General features: G+C 72.9%; 17 protein-coding genes. 10 read left to right on the top strand and 7 right to left on the bottom strand.

Annotated features, from left to right (window positions below; genetic code table 11):
• Positions 1–6 precede the first annotated feature (6 nt).
• A complete protein-coding gene (locus BJ982_RS34665) occupies positions 7–417 on the bottom strand; it encodes a hypothetical protein (protein WP_239123185.1) in 411 nt (136 codons plus the stop codon).
• 188 nt (positions 418–605) lie between these two features.
• On the opposite strand from BJ982_RS34665, the gene BJ982_RS34660 reads away from it, so the two are divergent.
• Complete coding sequence (locus BJ982_RS34660; protein WP_239123187.1) at positions 606–1,445, top strand: ATP-grasp domain-containing protein; 840 nt, start codon at positions 606–608, stop codon at positions 1,443–1,445.
• A gap of 4 nt (positions 1,446–1,449) precedes the next feature.
• On the opposite strand, the gene BJ982_RS34655 is transcribed toward BJ982_RS34660, so the two are convergent.
• Together BJ982_RS34655 and BJ982_RS34650 are read right to left on the bottom strand one after the other, a co-directional pair.
• On the bottom strand, positions 1,450–2,085 hold the full coding sequence (locus BJ982_RS34655; RefSeq protein ID WP_184887161.1) for a flavin reductase family protein: 636 nt from the start codon (positions 2,083–2,085) through the stop codon (positions 1,450–1,452).
• 683 nt (positions 2,086–2,768) lie between these two features.
• Entirely contained in the window at positions 2,769–3,107 is a 339-nt protein-coding gene (locus BJ982_RS34650; protein WP_184887159.1) for a hypothetical protein, read from the bottom strand.
• A 149-nt stretch (positions 3,108–3,256) separates the two neighbouring features.
• Between BJ982_RS34650 and BJ982_RS34645 the strand changes: the two genes are divergently transcribed.
• The 4 genes from BJ982_RS34645 (at position 3,257) to BJ982_RS34630 (ending at position 6,919) form a co-directional block, all read left to right on the top strand.
• Positions 3,257–4,006, top strand: coding sequence for a GntR family transcriptional regulator (locus BJ982_RS34645; protein WP_184887157.1), 750 nt, complete (start codon positions 3,257–3,259; stop codon positions 4,004–4,006).
• Positions 4,007–4,250: 244 nt separating this feature from the next.
• Complete coding sequence (locus BJ982_RS40760; RefSeq protein ID WP_184887155.1) at positions 4,251–4,889, top strand: GNAT family N-acetyltransferase; 639 nt, start codon at positions 4,251–4,253, stop codon at positions 4,887–4,889.
• A 160-nt stretch (positions 4,890–5,049) separates the two neighbouring features.
• Complete coding sequence (locus BJ982_RS34635) at positions 5,050–5,730, top strand: copper homeostasis protein CutC (RefSeq protein WP_184887154.1); 681 nt, start codon at positions 5,050–5,052, stop codon at positions 5,728–5,730.
• 1 nt (position 5,731) lies between these two features.
• Positions 5,732–6,919: a DUF6986 family protein gene (locus BJ982_RS34630; RefSeq protein WP_184887152.1), complete on the top strand. Its 1,188-nt coding sequence runs from the start codon at positions 5,732–5,734 to the stop codon at positions 6,917–6,919.
• 53 nt (positions 6,920–6,972) lie between these two features.
• On the opposite strand, the gene BJ982_RS34625 is transcribed toward BJ982_RS34630, so the two are convergent.
• A complete protein-coding gene (locus tag BJ982_RS34625; protein WP_184887150.1) occupies positions 6,973–8,313 on the bottom strand; it encodes an FAD-dependent oxidoreductase in 1,341 nt (446 codons plus the stop codon).
• A gap of 297 nt (positions 8,314–8,610) precedes the next feature.
• Here BJ982_RS34625 and BJ982_RS34620 point away from each other — a divergent pair, with 297 nt between their 5' ends.
• Positions 8,611–10,353 (top strand): proline--tRNA ligase, encoded by a 1,743-nt coding sequence (locus tag BJ982_RS34620; RefSeq protein ID WP_184887148.1) that lies wholly within the window; start codon positions 8,611–8,613, stop codon positions 10,351–10,353.
• A 14-nt stretch (positions 10,354–10,367) separates the two neighbouring features.
• Here the strand turns inward: BJ982_RS34620 and BJ982_RS34615 are convergent, their stop codons facing one another.
• The 3 genes from BJ982_RS34615 to BJ982_RS40045 all read right to left on the bottom strand — a co-directional run bounded on the left by BJ982_RS34615 (position 10,368) and on the right by BJ982_RS40045 (position 11,669).
• Positions 10,368–10,559: a DUF4236 domain-containing protein gene (locus tag BJ982_RS34615; protein WP_184887146.1), complete on the bottom strand. Its 192-nt coding sequence runs from the start codon at positions 10,557–10,559 to the stop codon at positions 10,368–10,370.
• 79 nt (positions 10,560–10,638) lie between these two features.
• Positions 10,639–11,118 carry a ferritin-like domain-containing protein gene (locus tag BJ982_RS40050; RefSeq protein WP_203959238.1) on the bottom strand — a complete coding sequence of 160 codons (480 nt, stop codon included), beginning with the start codon at positions 11,116–11,118 and terminating at the stop codon, positions 10,639–10,641.
• Positions 11,115–11,669, bottom strand: a complete 555-nt coding sequence (locus BJ982_RS40045; RefSeq protein ID WP_203959239.1) for a hypothetical protein — start codon at positions 11,667–11,669, stop codon at positions 11,115–11,117. Before BJ982_RS40045 ends, BJ982_RS40050 begins: the two co-directional genes overlap by 4 nt.
• A 181-nt stretch (positions 11,670–11,850) precedes the next feature.
• Between BJ982_RS40045 and rimP the strand changes: the two genes are divergently transcribed.
• The 4 genes from rimP (at position 11,851) to infB (ending at position 17,101) form a co-directional block, all read left to right on the top strand.
• Complete coding sequence (rimP, locus tag BJ982_RS34605) at positions 11,851–12,426, top strand: ribosome maturation factor RimP (RefSeq protein ID WP_184887144.1); 576 nt, start codon at positions 11,851–11,853, stop codon at positions 12,424–12,426.
• 23 nt (positions 12,427–12,449) lie between these two features.
• Entirely contained in the window at positions 12,450–13,469 is a 1,020-nt protein-coding gene (gene nusA / locus BJ982_RS34600) for a transcription termination factor NusA (protein WP_203959240.1), read from the top strand.
• Positions 13,417–13,746, top strand: coding sequence for a YlxR family protein (locus tag BJ982_RS34595; protein WP_311772294.1), 330 nt, complete (start codon positions 13,417–13,419; stop codon positions 13,744–13,746). The genes nusA and BJ982_RS34595 overlap by 53 nt, the downstream gene beginning before the upstream one ends.
• 151 nt (positions 13,747–13,897) lie before the next feature.
• Complete coding sequence (gene infB / locus BJ982_RS34590; RefSeq protein WP_184887139.1) at positions 13,898–17,101, top strand: translation initiation factor IF-2; 3,204 nt, start codon at positions 13,898–13,900, stop codon at positions 17,099–17,101.
• The last annotated feature ends 39 nt before the right edge of the window (positions 17,102–17,140 follow it).

Here is a 17,140-nt window from a genome sequence, read left to right as displayed (position 1 = left end):
GCGCGCTCAGGCGAAGGCGTAGCACTCCACTTCCGCGCGGCGGAACGCCAGGCCCTGCGAGACGGAGCGCTCGACGCACTGCTGTTCCTTCGGGCCCAGGGTGAGCGTGCCGCAGACCGTCACGCCGGAGTAGGTGCGGCAGTCGAGGTCGGGGGCGGCCGCCGCGCCGATCACGTACTTCGCGGTGACCTCTTTCCGGCAGGCGCGGCGTGCCTCGGCCGTGTCGGCGTACCGGCACTGGGACGTGAGGACCCGGTACTGCTCCGCGCTGACGGACCTCTTCTCCTCCGGGCCGGGAGGTCCTCCGGCGACCGGGATCGCGGCGGTGACGGCGGCGATGGCCGTCGCGGCCGGGACGGTGACCATGGTGAACAGGGCTGCTGTCGCAAGGGCGACGACCTTCGCGATCTTCGTCATGACCATTCCCCCTGTCATGACGTTCGTACCCGCCGCGTGCCCGCCCGAAGAACCCCGGGGGTAAAGCGCGGCCCTGGCCGGGGCCTCGGACCGGTACCGGACGGGCGCCGGGCTCGCCGGGGCTCGCCCGGCGACATGACCGTACGATGCTCACGGTACTGACATGTCAGCTCATGGGATGGAGTGTCGTGAAGATCGCCTACGTCACCTACGACGGCCCGGACGACGACAGGGACGTCATGCTCGCCCACTGGCGGGACGCCGGCGTCGACGGGGCCGCGGTGCGCTGGGACGACCCCGCCGCGGTCTGGGAGGCCTTCGACGCCGCCGTGGTGCGCTCGACGTGGGACTACGTGGAGCGGCGCGGGGAGTTCATCGCCTGGGCGCGCCGGGCGTCGGCCGCGACGCGGCTGCTGAACCCGCCCTCGGTGATCGAGCGCAACACCGACAAGACCTACCTGCGGGCCCTGGCCGCCGCCGGCGTCCCGACCGTGCCCACGACCTGGGTCGGCCCCGGAGAGGAGCTCCGGCCGCCGTCCTTCGAGGAGTATGTCGTGAAGCCGGCGGTCTCGGCGGGGGCGCGCGACACCATCCGCACGAGCCTGGCGTCCGAGGCCGCGGCGCACGCCGGGCGCATCGCCGCCAAGGGCGGGACGGCCATGGTGCAGCCCTACCTGCGCATGGTGGAGGAGGAGGGCGAGCTCTCCCTGCTGTACTTCGGCGGGCGGTTCAGCCACGCCGTCCGCCGCACCGCCATGCTGGCCGCCCATGGCACCGCGCGGCCCCGCGCCGACCATGTGGGCGCGGAGCTCCGCACGCCCGCCCCCGACCAGGTCGCCCTCGCCGAGAAGGTCCTCGGCCAGATCGCGGAACCGCTCCTGTACGCCCGCGTGGACCTGGTTCGCCTGCCGGACGGGACTCCCGCCCTCATCGAGCTGGAGCTGACCGAGCCGTACCTCTACCTCTCCGACGCGCCCGGGGCCCCGGGCCGCCTCACCGACGCCCTGCGCGAGCTCCTGCGGGCGTGAGGCCCTAGCCGTCGAACCGGCCGTAGGAGCCGCGGAAGAAGAGCAGGGGCCCGCGGTCGGCGTGCGTGCCGAGGTCGTGGACGCGGGCGACCACGATGAGGTGGTCTCCGGCCGGGTGCTCGGCCTCGATCGAGCAGTCGATCCAGGCCAGCGCCTCGTCGATGAGAGGATGCCCGCCGGGGGAGGACGTCCAGGCCAGGCCGGCGAACTTGTCCGGGCCCCTGGCGGCGAGCTGCCTGCTGACGTCCTCGTGGTGGTCGGCCAGGACGTTGACGCACACCCGGCCCGCCTGCCTGAGCCGCGGCCAGGTGGAGCTGGTGTGGGCCACGCAGAACGCGACCAGCGGGGGGTCGAGGGACACCGAGGTGAAGGAGTTGACCGCGATGCCGGCGGGCTCGCCGGTGGCCGGGTCCATGGCCGTGATCGCGACGACGCCGGTGGCGAACCGGCCGAGCACGTTTCTGAAGTGACGGGGCTCGACGATGGGCTGCGCGGCCTCCGGGGCGCCCGCCTGGTCGTGCCGGCCGTTCGCGACGGGCGGCAGGGCGACCGGGGGAGCGGTCGTGTCCTCGCGCACGGTGTGCCCGTGGGCCGGGACCGCACCGCGCGGCGTGGCCACCCGCGCCGCTGGGGTGCTCATCGTCGTCCTCGCCTCCCTCGGTGGCGCGGCCCCGCCTGTCTCCGCGCCGTGGACCGCCGGAACTCCGCGACCAGCATGCAACCTCAACGCTGGTTCAGGTCAAGCGTGGGATGACGAAGTGGAGGCCGGTGAGGTGTCCGGTTCCGGGCGCGCGCCGGCCGTGTCGGGGCAAGCACTTGCTTGGGCTGCCCGGTCGCGCGACCGTGTGATCAGCGTCTTTACGGGAGGGGCGATCCGCCGGGATGTCGCGGGCGGGGCCGGGCGCGCGCCGTCAAGAGGGGGAGCGGTGTTGGATATACCGCATTTTCCGAGAACTCCGGCCGGGGCCTCCGCGCGCCGCGAGAGGCGCCGGGAGCGCGGGCCCACGGGTGTCCGATTCGGGGATATCGGGGGCGCCGATGCCGGTGGGGCGCGGGCGCGCGACACGCCCGGGGCCATCATTCGGAAATGACGGAAATTTCCTCACCTGAAGGACCGATTCCCCATCGCCGGGGTTGACGGGCGTCGCCGCGCCGGATGACCGTGGAGCGTGACGGCGGACGCGCCGCCCGTGGAGCGATGACGGCCGGGAACGGCGGTCATACGGAAGACGTGTCCTGGCGGGCGTGGGGGACCCGCCAGGACACGTTCCGCCCCGGCGCGGCTACCAGGACCCCGGCGAGGGTTGGGGTCCTGGCCGCCGTTCATCGCACGGAGTCTGAGGGAGGCGACTCGCCGCGCGCCCGCGTCTCATCGGGGCGCTCGTCGGCGGGCCTTCGCAGATGGCGCGTCACGAGCCGGGCCGCGCCGACCGGGTCGGCCGCCGGATGGGTGACGGTGAGGCCGTCCTCGTTCCAGACGAACGATCCCTTCCTGCACCAGACGGTCAGCTCGCTCGTCACCGACAGCACCGACATGCCGTTTCCGCTGCTCTGGTAGGTGTGCGTGAACCCTTCGCGGTGCAACGCGTAACGCAGTAGACGCGTCGCCTCGCGCGGATCGTGCCACGGCAGGTACGGCTTGCCCGCTCGGACCGCCAGCACAGGCCCTCACCCCCTCGCCGGCCCTTTGATGGATTTGTACCAACGTTTGGATAATGCGGGGTGGAGACGCTTGGGTCAAGGGGTTGTTTGCTGTCAGATCGAGATCGTCTAGATTCGTAGGTACAAAAGGACGGAACCGTAGGTGAGATTTGGCACGGTCGACGCTGTATCAGCAGGTGGCCGGCGAGCTGCGCAGGGCCATCTATTCCGGTGAGCTCGGGCCGGGTGCCCAGCTGCCCACCGAGTTGGACCTCATGGACAGCCATGAGGTCAGCCGCAACACGGTTCGCCTGGCGCTGGCGGAGCTTGAGAACGAGGGCCTGATCACGCGGATGCGCCGCCGGGGCAGCTTCGTGCGCGATCGCCGTGCCCTGCTCATGCGCCCGCAGGACGAGCTGAGCGCCTCACCGGGAGTGCTGCGCAGGGAGGCCTTCGCCGAGGCCGTGACCAAGGAGGGACGCAAGCCGGGCCAGGAGATCGAGGTCTCCATCGTGCGGCCGCCCGAGGAGATCGCCGCCCGGCTTGAGCTGGAGGAGCACGCCCTCGCCGTGGTGCGCCGCCGCCTGCGTTACGTCGACGACCAGCCCTACAACACCAACGACTCCTACTTCCCGCACGCGCTCGTCCGGGACTCCGAGATCGCGCGCCCCGCGGACATCACCCGCGGCGCCAACCGCGTCCTGGAGGAGCTGGGCCACCGGCAGGTCCGCGTTGTGGACGACATCTCCGCACGTATGCCGACTCCCGAGGAATCCTCGCGCCTGCAGCTCGAACCTGGTACCCCTGTTGTCGTATATGTCCGAGTTGGATATGACCGTGATGACACCCCGGTCCGGGTCGCCGTGTCGGTGCTGCCCTCCGACAAGCATCTGATCAGGTACGAGCTCGAACTGAGCTGACCTCGCGCGCGCCGCTCCACGCGGTGACGCGGCCGCGCGGGCCCGCCGTGGGGGCGGGCAGGGGCCGCATTCCGGCTGACGCGCCGACCGGGCACACCGGGCTCACCGGGCCCAGGAGACCCGCCCGGCTCGCCGGCTCTGCGGCGAACGCCGTTCGCACCGGCCTTCACTGAGAAAGCCGCACGCCCCCCATCGGACACGCTGCGTGCCCGAGGCGTCACCCACGGCGACGAAAGGATGAACCGTGTACTCCGAGTACTCCAACACGTCCTCCTCCTCCAACACCCTCCAGCGGGCCGAACTCAGCTCCCTCACCCTCCGCACGGCCACCCCCGACGATCTCCCCGGCGTCCTCGCGCTGCTCGCGGAGGCGGCGGGCTGGCTCAACAGCCGTGGGATCCGCCAGTGGCCGGCCGGCGGCTTCCCCGCCGCCCGGATCGAGCCCCTGATCGCCGAGCGTTCCCTGTACGTGATGGACGGAGCCGAGGACACCGGCGAGGGCTGGATGCCCGCGGCCACCGTGGCCCTGGACGGGCACGCCGACCCGGAGTTCTGGCGCCGCTCCGACCATCCGGAGACCGGCCTGTACGTGCACAAACTCGCCGTCAACCGGGCGTTCTCCGGCCTGGGGCTCGGGGAGACGCTGCTCGACTGGGCGGCGCTGCGCGTGGCCGCCACCGGGCGGCGGTGGCTGCGGCTGGACTGCTCCAAGGACAACCCGGCGCTGCAGGGCTACTACCGCGGGCTGGGCTTCCGCCACGTCCGCACGGTGGACCTGCCGCACCGGGCGTCGGGCGCGCTGTTCCAGCGGGCCGCCGACCCGACGGCGCACGCCGTGCCGCGTGCCCGCCGCCGCGTGCCGGCGCACGTGCTCGCCCGCTGAGCCCGGTCCCGTCGGTGCGACCATGCGAGATCAGGGCATATCAAAATGTGATCCCCCACCTGGGAAAGATCCTCTTTAGCCGTCCAATCCCGGACAGGTGACGGCCTGTGGGCGGTAGCGGTCCAACTCCGGACATGAGGGTCCGATACTCTCTGGACCCATGACCGGATCGCTGCTTGAGGTGATCGCGCTGGACGTGCGCGACGCCGTGGCCGCAGAGGAGGGCGGCGCGGACCGCTTGGAGATCGTTGCCGACATGTCCGTCGGCGGGCTGACCCCCGCGGCGGAGACCGTCGCGGCGATCGCCAAGGAGTCCGCGCTGCCCCAGATGGTGATGCTCCGGAGCAATGCGGGCTTCACCGTCGGTCCAGAGGAGCTGGAAGGTCTGGAGCACGAGGTGCGCGCCCTGGCGGAGGCCGGCGCGGCCGGGTTCGTCTTCGGCTTCCTCGACGCGGAGGGCGCCGTCGACCTCGCGGCCACCGAGGCCCTCATCCAGGCGGTGACGCCGCTGCCCTGGACGTTCCACCGGGCCGTGGACAACGCCGCCGACGTGCAGGCGAGCTGGCGCGCCGTCCGCCTGCTGCCGAACCTCGCCACCGTGTTGACCTCGGGCGCGCCGTCGGGCATCGCCGCCGGGCTGCCCGTCCTGCGCGCGCGTGCCGAGGCCGGGGACGCCCCGCTGATCCTCGCGGGCGGCGGCCTGCAGCCCCACCTGGTGCCCCCGTTGCTGGACTACGGCGTGCGGGCCTTCCACGTCGGCAGCGCCGTGCGGGAGTCCTGGTCCCACCCCGTGGACGCCGCGCTGGTGCGCCGGTGGCGCCACCTCGTGGACACGATCTGACGTGCGCCTCACGCTCGGCGAGCAGCGGGTCCCGGCAGGGTTCGCCGCGGCCTTCGCCGGGCAGCGTGAGCGCTTCCCGGGCCCGCCGGACGCCTGGCGGCCCGTGCACACGGTGTACGTGCCCGCGGGGCGCTTCGACCGGCACACCGTGCGCTCCTGGGGCGAGCGTGCCCTCGCCCTGCTGGAGACCCACCTCCCCGACGCCCGCGCCCTGGCCGCCGTCTTCGGCCCCATGGGCGGGGACCTCGCGGCCGACGTGCGGGGCCGCGTCGCCGCCAAGCTGGCCGCCGAGCCCGTCGAGGACCTGAGGATCGACTTCGAGGACGGGTACGGCGTCCCGCCCGGCGAGCGCGAGGACGCCGACGCCGTGGCGGCGGCCGAGGCGGTCGCCGCGATGCGCGCCGGCGGCACGCTGCCCCGCCGCTGGGGCCTGCGGGTCAAGTCCTTCGCCGACGGCGACCCCGCGCGCTCGCTGCGCACGCTGGACGCCTTCCTGACCGCCGTGCTCGCCCACGCGGGCGGCCTGCCCGACGGCTTCACCGTCACGTTCCCCAAGGTGCTCATGGAGGAGTACCTGGGCCAGTTCGCCGCGTGCCTGGGCGAGCTGGAGGCGGGCCTCGGCCTGCCCGCGGGGACGCTGCGGTTCGAGATGCAGGTCGAGGCGCCGCAGACCGTCATGTTCCTGGCACGCTCGCCCGGCCTCGTGGCCTCCCTCGGCGGGCGGCTGGCGGCGGCGCACTTCGGGGTGTTCGACTACACCGCCGCCTGCGGCCTGCCGCCGCACGAGCAGCGCCTGGACCACCCGGTGTGCGACCACGCCCGCGAGGTGATGCGCGTGGCGCTCGCGGGCACCGGAGTGGAGCTGTCGGACGGCTCGCTGGCCGCCTCGCCGGCCTCCGGCGCCACGCCGGACGTCCACGCGCTGTGGCGGACACACGCCGCCCTCGTGCGCCACTCGCTGCGCCACGGATTCCCCCAGGGCTGGGACATGCACCCCTCGCACCTGGTGAGCAGGTACGCCACCGTGTACGCCTTCCACCTGGAGCACCGCGACGCCTTCGCCGCCCGAGTGCGCGCCTGGGAGGAACGGCGGGACGAGGCGGCCGGAGGCGTCATGGACGAGCCGGCGACGATCAGGACGCTGTCGGCCGCCTTGCGCCGCGCGGAACTGACGCTCGGCGAGGCCTGAACCGCACACGACCGGCCGCACACGACCGGCGCGCCCGGATGGCCCGGCGCGCCTCAGGTGATCGGCACGGCCGGGGGTGTGCGCCCGCAGGCCGCCAGCATGGCCGGGCGCCCGACCAGCTTGACGTGCTCCCCGCGCCCGAGCGACGCCGCGAGCGCGGCCTCGGCGCCCTCGATGGCCAGCCAGTCGTCGTAGGTGATCGGCGACACCCCGCGCGCCGCCAGCACCTCGTCCAGCCGGGGGCCGGGGGCGGGACGGCCGGGACGCGCGGCCAGGTCGGCCAGCAGGGTGCGCACGGTCTCGGCGGCGTCGGACTTGTTGGTGCCGATGACGCCGGTCGGGCCGCGCTTGAGCCACCCGGCGACGTACTGCCCCTCGGCCACCCGCCCCGCGGCGTTCGGCACGGTCATGGTCGCGGGGTCGAACGGCACGCCGGGCAGCGCGACGCTCTGGTACCCCACCGAGCGCAGCACCATGCCCACCCGGATCGTCTCGTACTCGCCGGTGCCCACCACCCGGCCGTCCGCCAGCCGGGTGCGCTCCAGCCGCAGGCCCTCCACGCGGGAGGTGCCGAGTATCTCGACCGGGCGCAGCCAGAACCGGACCTCCAGGCGGCGGGGACGTCCCGCGGCGGCCCGCGCCGACCAGGAGCGCAGGACCTCCACGTTGCCGCGGATCTGCCGCGGCAGGCCGCCGATCTCCCCGGCGCCGGCCTCGTCCGGGCGGACCAGCACGTCGCAGTTCGTCAGCTCGCCGAGCTCGCGGAGCTCCTTCAGCGTGAACTTGGCGTGCTCGGGCCCGCGCCTGCCGATCATGTGGATGCCCTTGACCTGGCTCTTGGCCAGCCGGGCCAGCACTTCGTGCGGGACGTCGGTGGAGCGCAGCTCGTCGGCGGCCTTGGCCAGGACGCGGACGACGTCCACGGCGACGTTGCCGACGCCGATCACCGCGACGTCGGGATCGGCGAGTCCGTCCAGCGAGAAGGTGTCCGGCGGCACGTCGGGGTGGCCGCAGTACCAGTTGACGAAGTCGGTGGCGGCCACGCTGCCGGGGAGGTCCTCGCCGGGGATGCCGAGGTGGCGGTCCACCATGGCGCCGGTGCAGTAGACCACGGCGTCGTAGGCGGCGGTCAGGTCGGCCACGGAGACGTCCGAGCCGAGCTCGACCCCGCCGAGGAACCGGACGGCGGGCAGTTCCAGCACCCTCCGCAGGTAACCGGCGATCGACTTGATCGAGGTGTGGTCGGGGGCGACGCCGTACCGCACGAGGCCGTACGGGGTCGGCAGGCGGTCCAGCACGTCGATCTCGACGGGCTCGCCTGCTTGCTTCGTCAACGCCTCGGCCGTGTAGATGCCGGCGGGACCGGATCCCACGATCGCCACGCGGAGCGACATGCGGCCTCCCTAGGCGGGGCTCGACGCCCCGCGTCGTCTTGGAGCAGATTGTCGCGGAACACGGTGGCCCCGGCCAGACCCGCGCGGCGCAGGTCATCGAGATGCCGCAGTCCGGTCACCTCGTGCGGCCCCGGGCGGGGGAGGGTGCCCGCGTGTGCTCCGCTGCCCAGCCTATGGACGTCCCGCGGCGGCGGTGGCGGCGGCGCGCCGGGGAGGGGACGGCCGCCGGGAGGCGATGGCGCACGCCCGGACTCGATAACCTGTATACCTGCCGACCCCCGTGACCGAGGAGTAGCCGTGCTGCTGCGTATGTCCACCCTGTTCCTGCGCACCCTGCGTGAGGATCCGGCGGACGCGGAGGTGCCGAGCCACAAGCTGCTCGTCCGCGCCGGGTACGTCCGCCGCGTCGCGCCGGGCGTCTACTCGTGGCTGCCCCTCGGCAAGATCGTCCTTGAGAACGTCACCCGGGTCGTGCGCGAAGAGATGAACGCCATGGGCGGGCAGGAGGTCCTGTTCCCCGCGCTGCTGCCCCGCGAGTACTACGAGGCCACCGGCCGCTGGACCGAGTACGGCGACACGTTGTTCCGCCTGAAGGACCGCAAGGGCGCCGACTACCTCCTGGGCCCCACCCACGAGGAGCTGTTCACCGACATGGTCAAGGGGGAGTACTCCTCCTACAAGGACTATCCGGTCATCCTTTATCAGATCCAGACGAAGTATCGCGACGAGGCCCGGCCCCGGGCCGGCATCCTGCGCGGGCGCGAGTTCGTCATGAAGGACAGCTACTCCTTCGACCTCGACGACGACGGCCTCAAGCGGTCCTACGAACTGCACCGCGAGGCGTACATCAAGCTGTTCGACCGTCTCGGCATGAGCTACAAGATCGTCTTCGCGATGTCGGGCGCCATGGGCGGCTCGGCCTCGGAGGAGTTCCTCGCCCCGTGCGCCACCGGTGAGGACACCTTCGTGGCCTGCCACGCCTGCGGGTACGCCGCCAACGCCGAGGCCGTCGTCACGCGGGCCCCCGGCGCCGTCACCACCGGGCACCCGCCGCTCGAAGTGCTCGACACCCCCGACACCCCGACCATCGACTCGCTGGTCGCCCTGGTCAACGACCGGTACGGCCTCGGCGTCACCGCCGCGGACACGCTGAAGAACGTCGTGGTCAAGGTGCGCACGCCGGGCTCCGGCGAGACCGAGACCCTGATCGTCGGCTTGCCCGGCGACCGCGAGGTCGACTTCAAGCGCCTGGAGGCGGCGCTGTCTCCGGGCGTCCCCGAGATCTTCGAGGCCGCGGACTTCGCCGCCAATCCCGGTCTCGTGCGCGGGTACATCGGCCCGCAGGTCCTCAAGGACCTGGGTATCCGCTACCTGGTGGACCCCCGTGTCGTGGACGGGTCCTCCTGGGTCACCGGCGCCAACGAGCCGGGCAGGCACGCGGCGAACGTAGTGGCCGGGCGCGACTTCGAGCCCGACGGCACCATCGAGGCCGCCGAGGTCCGCGCCGGCGACGCCTGCCCCCGCTGCGGCGAGCCGCTGTCGATCGATCGCGGCATCGAGATCGGCCACATCTTCCAGCTCGGGCGCAAGTACGCCGACGCCGCCGGCCTGGACGCGCTCGGGCCCGACGGCAAGCCGATCCGCGTCACCATGGGCTCCTACGGCGTGGGCGTCTCGCGCGCCGTGGCCGTCCTCGCCGAGCAGCTGCACGACGAGCTCGGCCTGGTCTGGCCGCGCGAGGTCGCGCCCGCCGACGTCCACATCGTCGGCACCGGCAAGGAGAACCAGGTCGAGGTCGCGCTGAGGCTGGCCGAGGAGCTGGAGGCCAAGGGCCTGCGCGTGCTCGTCGACGACCGCGCGGGCGTCTCGCCGGGGGTGAAGTTCAAGGACGCCGAGCTGCTGGGCGTCCCCACCATCCTGATCATCGGCAGGGGGCTCTCCCAGGGCGTCGCCGAGCTGCGCGACCGCGCGACCGGCGTCAAGGAGGAGGTCCCGCTGTCCGAAGCCGCCGGCCGCGTGCTGGCCGCCGCCGGCGGCTGATCGGCGGCCGCGGCTCAGCCGCGGCTTCCGCCCAGCGTCTTGCGCCAGTGGAAGCCGCCGGGCAGGTTCACGGTGATGGTGCGGCGGCCGTCGGCGGTCTTGGTGACGCGGAAGCCCCGCCCGCCGTAGCTGTGCCCGACGCCGCTGCGCGAGAGGTTGAGCCTGAACGGTCCCATCTTTATGGATTTACGGTAACTCCAGCCCATTTGTCCCTCCGTGCTGTCCGATGGACCTGTAGCTACCCGGGACAGGAGCTGCAAACGTGGAGCTATTCCGGCGGGCCCGTCACCCCAGGGAGACCGGCGGAGGCATCATCGGCTGCGTGGGCGCGGGCGTGGCCGCCGCGGGCGCGGGCCAGCCGGGCAGGTCGGCGATCAGCGGGTTCCAGCCGTACCCGCGCACGGCGCACTCCTGCATCGCCAGGGCGGCCAGCCGGCGCAGCGCGGCGTCCTCGACGGCGGCCAGTTCGAGGTAGGCGGCGGTCACCCGCTCCTCGATGAAGGCGGCCAGGCGTACGGCGTCGGCGGCGGCGTTCACCGGGAACGGCAGGGCGTAGACCGCGCCGGACTCCGACGGCGTGCCGCCCCGCGCCGTGATCAGCCCGCGGAGCTGGTCGCGCCGCGCGCGATGGGCGTTGAAGCCGTCCCGGGCCGAGGAGCGCTGCCCGCCGGACAGGCGCGCGCCCGCGACCCCGTAGGCGTACACCGCCGCGTGCTCGGCGTCCAGCGCCTTGTTCAGGGCCGCGAGGCCCTGCGGCGCGGTCACGACACCCTCGCCAGCGCCGCCACGTGCGCGGCCTCGCAGGCGCCGATGCAGGCGAGCAACTGCGCGAGGGCCGGCGAGACGCCGCCGATCTGGCGCGGGCGCGCGGCGGCCGCCTTGCGCTCGGCCTCGCGCAGCCTGCCGATCGAGACCGTCGCGTCCGAGCCCGAGTCCGAGCCTGAGGAAGAGGACGAGGGGACCGGCGGCGAGCCGGACGGCGACGGGGTGGCCGGTGTGGGCGTGGCGGGCACGGGCGACCGCGGCAGGCGGCGGCGCAGCTCGGCCAGATGCGCCTCGTGGCGCCGCTGGAAGCCGAGCAGCACGGCCGCGTTCCGCGACCCCGGCGGGGCGGCCCCGCGGTACAGGGCGACGATGCGCTCCTTGTCGGCGATGACCTCGGTGAGCAGGACGGTCTCGGGGTCGGGCGGGAGGGGACGGGGAGGCGTCGCGGCCCGCTGCCCCGTGGAGCAGCCCGCGACGGCGGCGGCGACCGCGCCCGCGGCGGTGCCGCTCAGCACCGCGCGCCGGGACACGGCTACGGCACGCTGGCGCACGGAGCCTCCCGTGGATGACGGCTTTCGCTGGATCGGCACATAGCATCGTACGGCGCGTCACCGGGTGGGTGTCCGAGTGGCGCTCTTTCCGCGTCCCGGTGTCGATAGGCTGGTGAACCGTTGGGGCGAGGTACATCTTCGGCCGCCGCTTCGGGCGGCCGATATTCAATGGGAGGTCAGCATGGGCGCCGACGCTCGACGTGACCGCCTGATCAAGCTTCTCGAACCCGTCGTCGCCGTGGAGGGTCTCGACCTGGAGGGCGTGACGATCACGCCCGCGGGCAAGCGGCGGCTGCTGCGCGTCATCGTGGACGGTGACGGCGGCGTGAGCCTCGACCAGCTCGCCGACGTCAGCAAGCTGGCGTCCAAGGCGCTCGACGAGAGCGACGTCATGGGTGGCGGCCCGTACGTCCTGGAGGTCACCTCGCCAGGGGTGGACCGCCCGCTCACCGAGCCACGCCACTGGCGGCGCGCGCGGGGGCGGCTCGTGAAGGCCGACCTGCGCGACGGCACCACGGTCGAGGGCCGCGTCCTGTCGGCCCTCGACGCGGGGGTGAAGCTGTCCGTGGAAGGCACGACGCGCCTGCTCGCCTGGGACGAGCTCGCCAAGGGGCGGGTGCAGGTCGAGTTCCGCCGGATCGACGAGGCCGAGCTGGAACTGCTGGACGACGACCCGGAGGCCCCGGGCGACGGGCCGGGCCTTGAAGATGACGAAGACGACGAACACGACGCCGGCGGCGACGGCGGCAAGGGCTAGGGGGGAGCCTTGTGGACATTGACATGAGCGTCCTGCGCAGCCTGGAGCGCGAGAAGGACATCTCCTTCGACCTGGTCGTGAAGGCGATCGAGGACGCCCTGCTCATCGCGTACCACCGGACCGAGGGAGCGGCGGGCAAGGCGCGTGCCGAGCTCGACCGCCAGTCAGGGCACGTCAGCATCTGGGCCGCCGAGCTCGACGAGGACGGCCAGGTCATCCGTGAGTACGACGACACTCCGGGCAACTTCAGCCGCATCGCCGCGACCACGGCCAAGCAGGTCATCCTGCAGCAGCTGAGGAACGCCGAGGACGAGATCAACTTCGGCGAGTTCGCGAGCCGCGAGGGCGAGCTGGTCGCGGGTGTGATCCAGCAGGGCAAGGACCCGCGGGTGGTCCTGGTCGACCTGGGCAAGATCGAGGCGATCCTGCCGCACGCCGAGCAGGTCCCCGGCGAGGAGTACGTCCACGGCGAGCGGCTGCGCTGCTACGTCGTGCAGGTGAAGAAGGGGCACAAGGGACCTTCGGTCACGCTGTCGCGCACGCACCCGAACCTGGTGAAGAAGCTGTTCGCCCTGGAGGTCCCCGAGATCGCCGACGGCACCGTCGAGATCGCGGCGATCGCCCGCGAGGCCGGCCATCGCACCAAGATCGCGGTTCGCTCGCGCCGGGGCGGGGTCAACGCCAAGGGCGCCTGCATCGGCCCCATGGGGTCGCGGGTCCGCAACGTGATGACCGAACTGCACGGCGAGAAGATCGACATCATCGACTGGTCGGAGGATCCCGCGGATTTCGTGGGGAATGCCCTGTCGCCCGCCCGGGTTTCACATGTGGAAGTGGTCGACCTCGACGGTCGCGTCGCCCGGGTGACGGTGCCCGACTACCAGCTCTCCCTCGCGATCGGCAAGGAGGGGCAGAACGCCCGTCTCGCCGCTCGCCTCACGGGCTGGCGGATCGACATCCGCCCCGACACTCAAGCGACACCGCCGGGGGATGCGAGGGATACGGGCAATGCCGTCGGTCCCGCCGATGCCTCCACAAGGTAAGCTTGAATACGGTGGCCGGGCGGCCCCTCTCAGAACATGTGTGGGCTGCCGGGTTCGCACGGTAAAGTCCGAGCTGCTCCGCCTGGTGGTGGTCGAGAACGTGATCGTTCCCGACCAGCGAGGGCGGTCGCGCGGCCGGGGTGCCTACGTGCATCCCGCTCCGCGCTGCCTGGAGCTCGCCGAACGTCGCCGGGCGTTCCCGCGTGCGTTTCGCACGACGGGGTCGCTCGACGCGTCGAGCGTGCGGGCTTGTATTGCGGGGCTTGACGCCGAGTAGGACCGGGTGAATGGTTACCAACTGTCATGTAGGACGCCGAGTCGATAGGCGGGTCAGATAGCGATGAGCGCCTGATGAGCATGCGGCGATGAGTACGTACAAGTAGCGACGGTCCGGCGGCACAGCCTCCCGGGCCGAGTTAGGGAGTGCAGTGGCGAAGGTCCGAGTCTACGAGCTCGCCAAGGAGTTCGGAGTCGAGAGCAAGGTCGTGATGGCCAAGCTCCAAGAAATGGGCGAGTTCGTGCGATCGGCGTCTTCGACTATCGAGGCGCCGGTGGTCCGCAAGCTTACGGAGGCGTTCACCCGAGGGTCCTCCGATTCCAGGGGCGGCTCCAGGGGTTCACAGAAGCCGTCCCCCCGGCCAGGCCCCGTCCAGGCCGGCAACGGTGCGGCGTCCGGCCAGGCGGTTCCGCGCCCCGGCCCGCGTCCCGGTCCCGGGCCGCGTCCCGGGCCCGGCAACGTCGCGCCGCGTCCGCCCGTCCCCATGCCCCACGTCAACCAGCAGCCTCCGCAGGAGGCCCCGCGCCCGGCTCCCGGGCCGCGCCCGGAGGCCCCGCGCCCGCGGCAGGAAGCTCCGCGCACCGAGAGCCCCAGGTTCGAGGCGCCGCGCACCGACGCGCCGCGTCCTGAGGCCGCCCGTTCCGACACGCCTCGGTCCGAGGCGCCCCGTCCGGCGGCCCCGGGCGCGCGTCCCGGCCCGAAGCCCGGCCCCCGTCCCGGCCCCGGCCAGCAGCGTCCCGCCGCCGGTCCCGGTGGCGGCCCGGGTGGCGGCCCGGGTGGTCCGCGCTCCGGCGCGCCCACGCCCGGTGCCGCGCGGCCGTCGGCTCCGAAGCCGGGCCCGCGTGGCCCGCGTCCGGGCAACAACCCCTTCTCCTCGACCGCGAGCGGCATGGGCCAGCGTCCGCCGCGTCCGGGCCGCGAGGGCGGTCCCGGTCGTGAGGGTGGTCCCGGCCGTGAGGGTGGTCCCCGCGAGCGCCGTGACGGCGCGCCGCGCGAGCCGCGCCGCGACGGCGCTCCCCGCGACGGCGCGATGCCGCGTCCGCCCGGCGCGCGTTCCGGCGCTCCCGGTGCGGCAGGCCCGCGTCCGGGCCCGGCGGCCGGGCCGCGTCCCGGTGCGCCCGGCGCGGGCGGTCCCCGTCCCGGCGGTCCCCGTCCCAACCCGATGATGATGCCCTCCCGTCCGCTCGGCCCCGGTGGGGGCGGTGGCGGCGGTGGCGGCGCGGGCCGTCCCGGCGGCGGTGGCGGCGGTGGCCGTCCCGGCGGCGGACGTCCCGGTGGCGGTGGCGGCGCGGGCCGTCCCGGCGGCGGCGGCGGTTTCGCCGGGCCGCGCACGGGCGCCGGTCGCCCGGGTGGCGCCGGCCCCGGTGGTGGCGGTGGCGGCGGTTTCGCCGGCCGTCCCGGCGGTGGCGGCGGCCGTGGCCGCGGTGGCACGGCGGGAGCCTTCGGGCGTCCCGGCGGCCGTCCGACGCGTGGCCGCAAGTCCAAGCGCCAGAGGCGTCAAGAGTTCGACAACATGCAGGCGCCGTCGATCGGCGGCGTGCAGGTTCCGCGTGGCACCGGCCAGACCCTGCGTCTTCCGCGCGGCGCCTCGCTGTCCGACTTCGCCGACAAGATCGGTGCGAACCCGGCGTCGCTGGTGCAGATCATGCTGCACCTCGGCGAGATGGTGACCGCCACCCAGTCGGTGAACGAGGAGACCCTGCAGCTCCTGGGCGCCGAGCTCAACTACGTCATCCAGGTCGTCAGCCCGGAGGAGGAGGACCGCGAGCTTCTCGAGTCCTTCGACATCGAGTTCGGCGAGGACGAGGGCGACGAGTCCGACCTGGAGGCGCGCCCGCCGGTCGTGACCGTCATGGGTCACGTCGACCACGGTAAGACCAAGCTGCTGGACGCCATCCGCAACACCAACGTGGTGGCCCGCGAGGCCGGTGGCATCACCCAGCACATCGGCGCCTACCAGGTCGCCACCGAGCACGAGGGCGCCGAGCGGAAGATCACCTTCATCGACACCCCGGGTCACGAGGCGTTCACCGCCATGCGTGCCCGCGGTGCCCAGGCGACGGACATCGCCGTGCTGGTGGTCGCCGCGGACGACGGCGTGAAGCCGCAGACCATCGAGGCGCTGAACCACGCCCAGGCGGCCGACGTGCCGGTCGTGGTCGCGGTGAACAAGATCGACAAGGAGGGCGCGGACCCGAACAAGGTGCGGGCCCAGCTCACCGAGTACGGTCTGGTGGCCGAAGAGTACGGCGGCTCCACTCTGTTCGTGGACATCTCCGCCAAGCAGGGCCTCGGCATCGACGACCTGCTGGAGGCGATCCTGCTCACGGCGGACGCCGAGCTCGACCTGCGCGCCAACCCGACGATGGACGCCCAGGGCCTCGCCATCGAGGCGCACCTGGACAAGGGCCGCGGCCCCGTGGCCACGGTGCTCGTCCAGCGCGGCACGCTGCGGGTCGGCGACTCGATCGTCTGTGGCGAGGCGTTCGGCCGCGTCCGTGCCCTGCTCGACGACAACATGCAGCCGGTCACCGAGGCCGACCCGTCGCGTCCGGTCCTGGTGCTGGGCCTGACGGCCGTCCCGAGCGCGGGCGACAACTTCATCGTCGTCAGCGACGACCGGATGGCGCGCCAGATCGCCCAGCAGCGCGTGGCGCGGCAGCGCATCGCCGACATGGCGAAGTCCAGCCGCCGCCGCACGCTCGAAGAGCTCTTCAAGGACATGGAGAAGGGCGCCACCGACGAGCTCAAGCTCATCATCAAGGGTGACGTCTCCGGTTCCGTGGAGGCCCTTGAGGACGCGCTGCTCAAGATCGACGTCGGCGAGGAGGTCCGCCTGCGGGTGCTCCACCGCGCGGTCGGCGCCATCACCGAGTACGACGTCAACCTGGCGATCGCGGACGACAACGCCGTCATCATCGGCTTCAACGTGCGCCCGGAGGTCCGGGCCCGCGACCTGGCCGAGCGCGAGGGCGTGGACATCCGCTACTACTCGGTCATCTACCAGGCGATCGAGGAGATCGAGGCGGCCCTGAAGGGCATGCTGAAGCCGGAGTTCGAGGAGGCCCAGACCGGCACGGCCGAGGTCCGCGAGGTCTTCAAGGTCCCGCGGATCGGCAACGTGGCGGGCTGCCTGGTCCGCTCGGGCACGATCACCCGCAACAGCAAGGCCCGTATCATCCGCGACGGTGTCGTCGTGGCCGACAACCTCACGGTGTCGTCCCTGCGCAGGTTCAAGGACGACGCGACCGAGGTCCGCGAGGGCTTCGAGTGCGGTATCGGTGTCGGATACAACGACATCAAGATCGACGACGTCATCGAGACGTTCGAGATGCGGGAGAAGCCGCGCGTCTGACGGTGTGAGACGGCACGGCGGCGGGCGTCCGCGCGGGGT

This window comes from Sphaerisporangium siamense, from assembly GCF_014205275.1.
Taxonomy (GTDB): domain Bacteria; phylum Actinomycetota; class Actinomycetes; order Streptosporangiales; family Streptosporangiaceae; genus Sphaerisporangium; species Sphaerisporangium siamense.
Note: the sequence above shows the minus strand (reverse complement) of the source record. Positions and strands in the feature narration are given on the sequence as shown.

Excerpts from the sequence above, each read along its gene's own strand:
- BJ982_RS34665 (WP_239123185.1), bottom strand. The coding sequence starts at position 417 with ATGACGAAGATCGCGAAGGTCGTCGCCCTTGCGACAGCAGCCCTGTTC.
- BJ982_RS34655 (WP_184887161.1), bottom strand. The coding sequence starts at position 2,085 with ATGAGCACCCCAGCGGCGCGGGTGGCCACGCCGCGCGGTGCGGTCCCG.
- BJ982_RS34635 (WP_184887154.1), top strand. The coding sequence starts at position 5,050 with ATGACCGGATCGCTGCTTGAGGTGATCGCGCTGGACGTGCGCGACGCC.
- BJ982_RS34625 (WP_184887150.1), bottom strand. The coding sequence starts at position 8,313 with ATGTCGCTCCGCGTGGCGATCGTGGGATCCGGTCCCGCCGGCATCTAC.
- BJ982_RS34615 (WP_184887146.1), bottom strand. The coding sequence starts at position 10,559 with ATGGGCTGGAGTTACCGTAAATCCATAAAGATGGGACCGTTCAGGCTC.
- rimP (WP_184887144.1), top strand. The coding sequence starts at position 11,851 with ATGGGCGCCGACGCTCGACGTGACCGCCTGATCAAGCTTCTCGAACCC.
- nusA (WP_203959240.1), top strand. The coding sequence starts at position 12,450 with ATGAGCGTCCTGCGCAGCCTGGAGCGCGAGAAGGACATCTCCTTCGAC.
- BJ982_RS34595 (WP_311772294.1), top strand. The coding sequence starts at position 13,417 with ATGCGAGGGATACGGGCAATGCCGTCGGTCCCGCCGATGCCTCCACAA.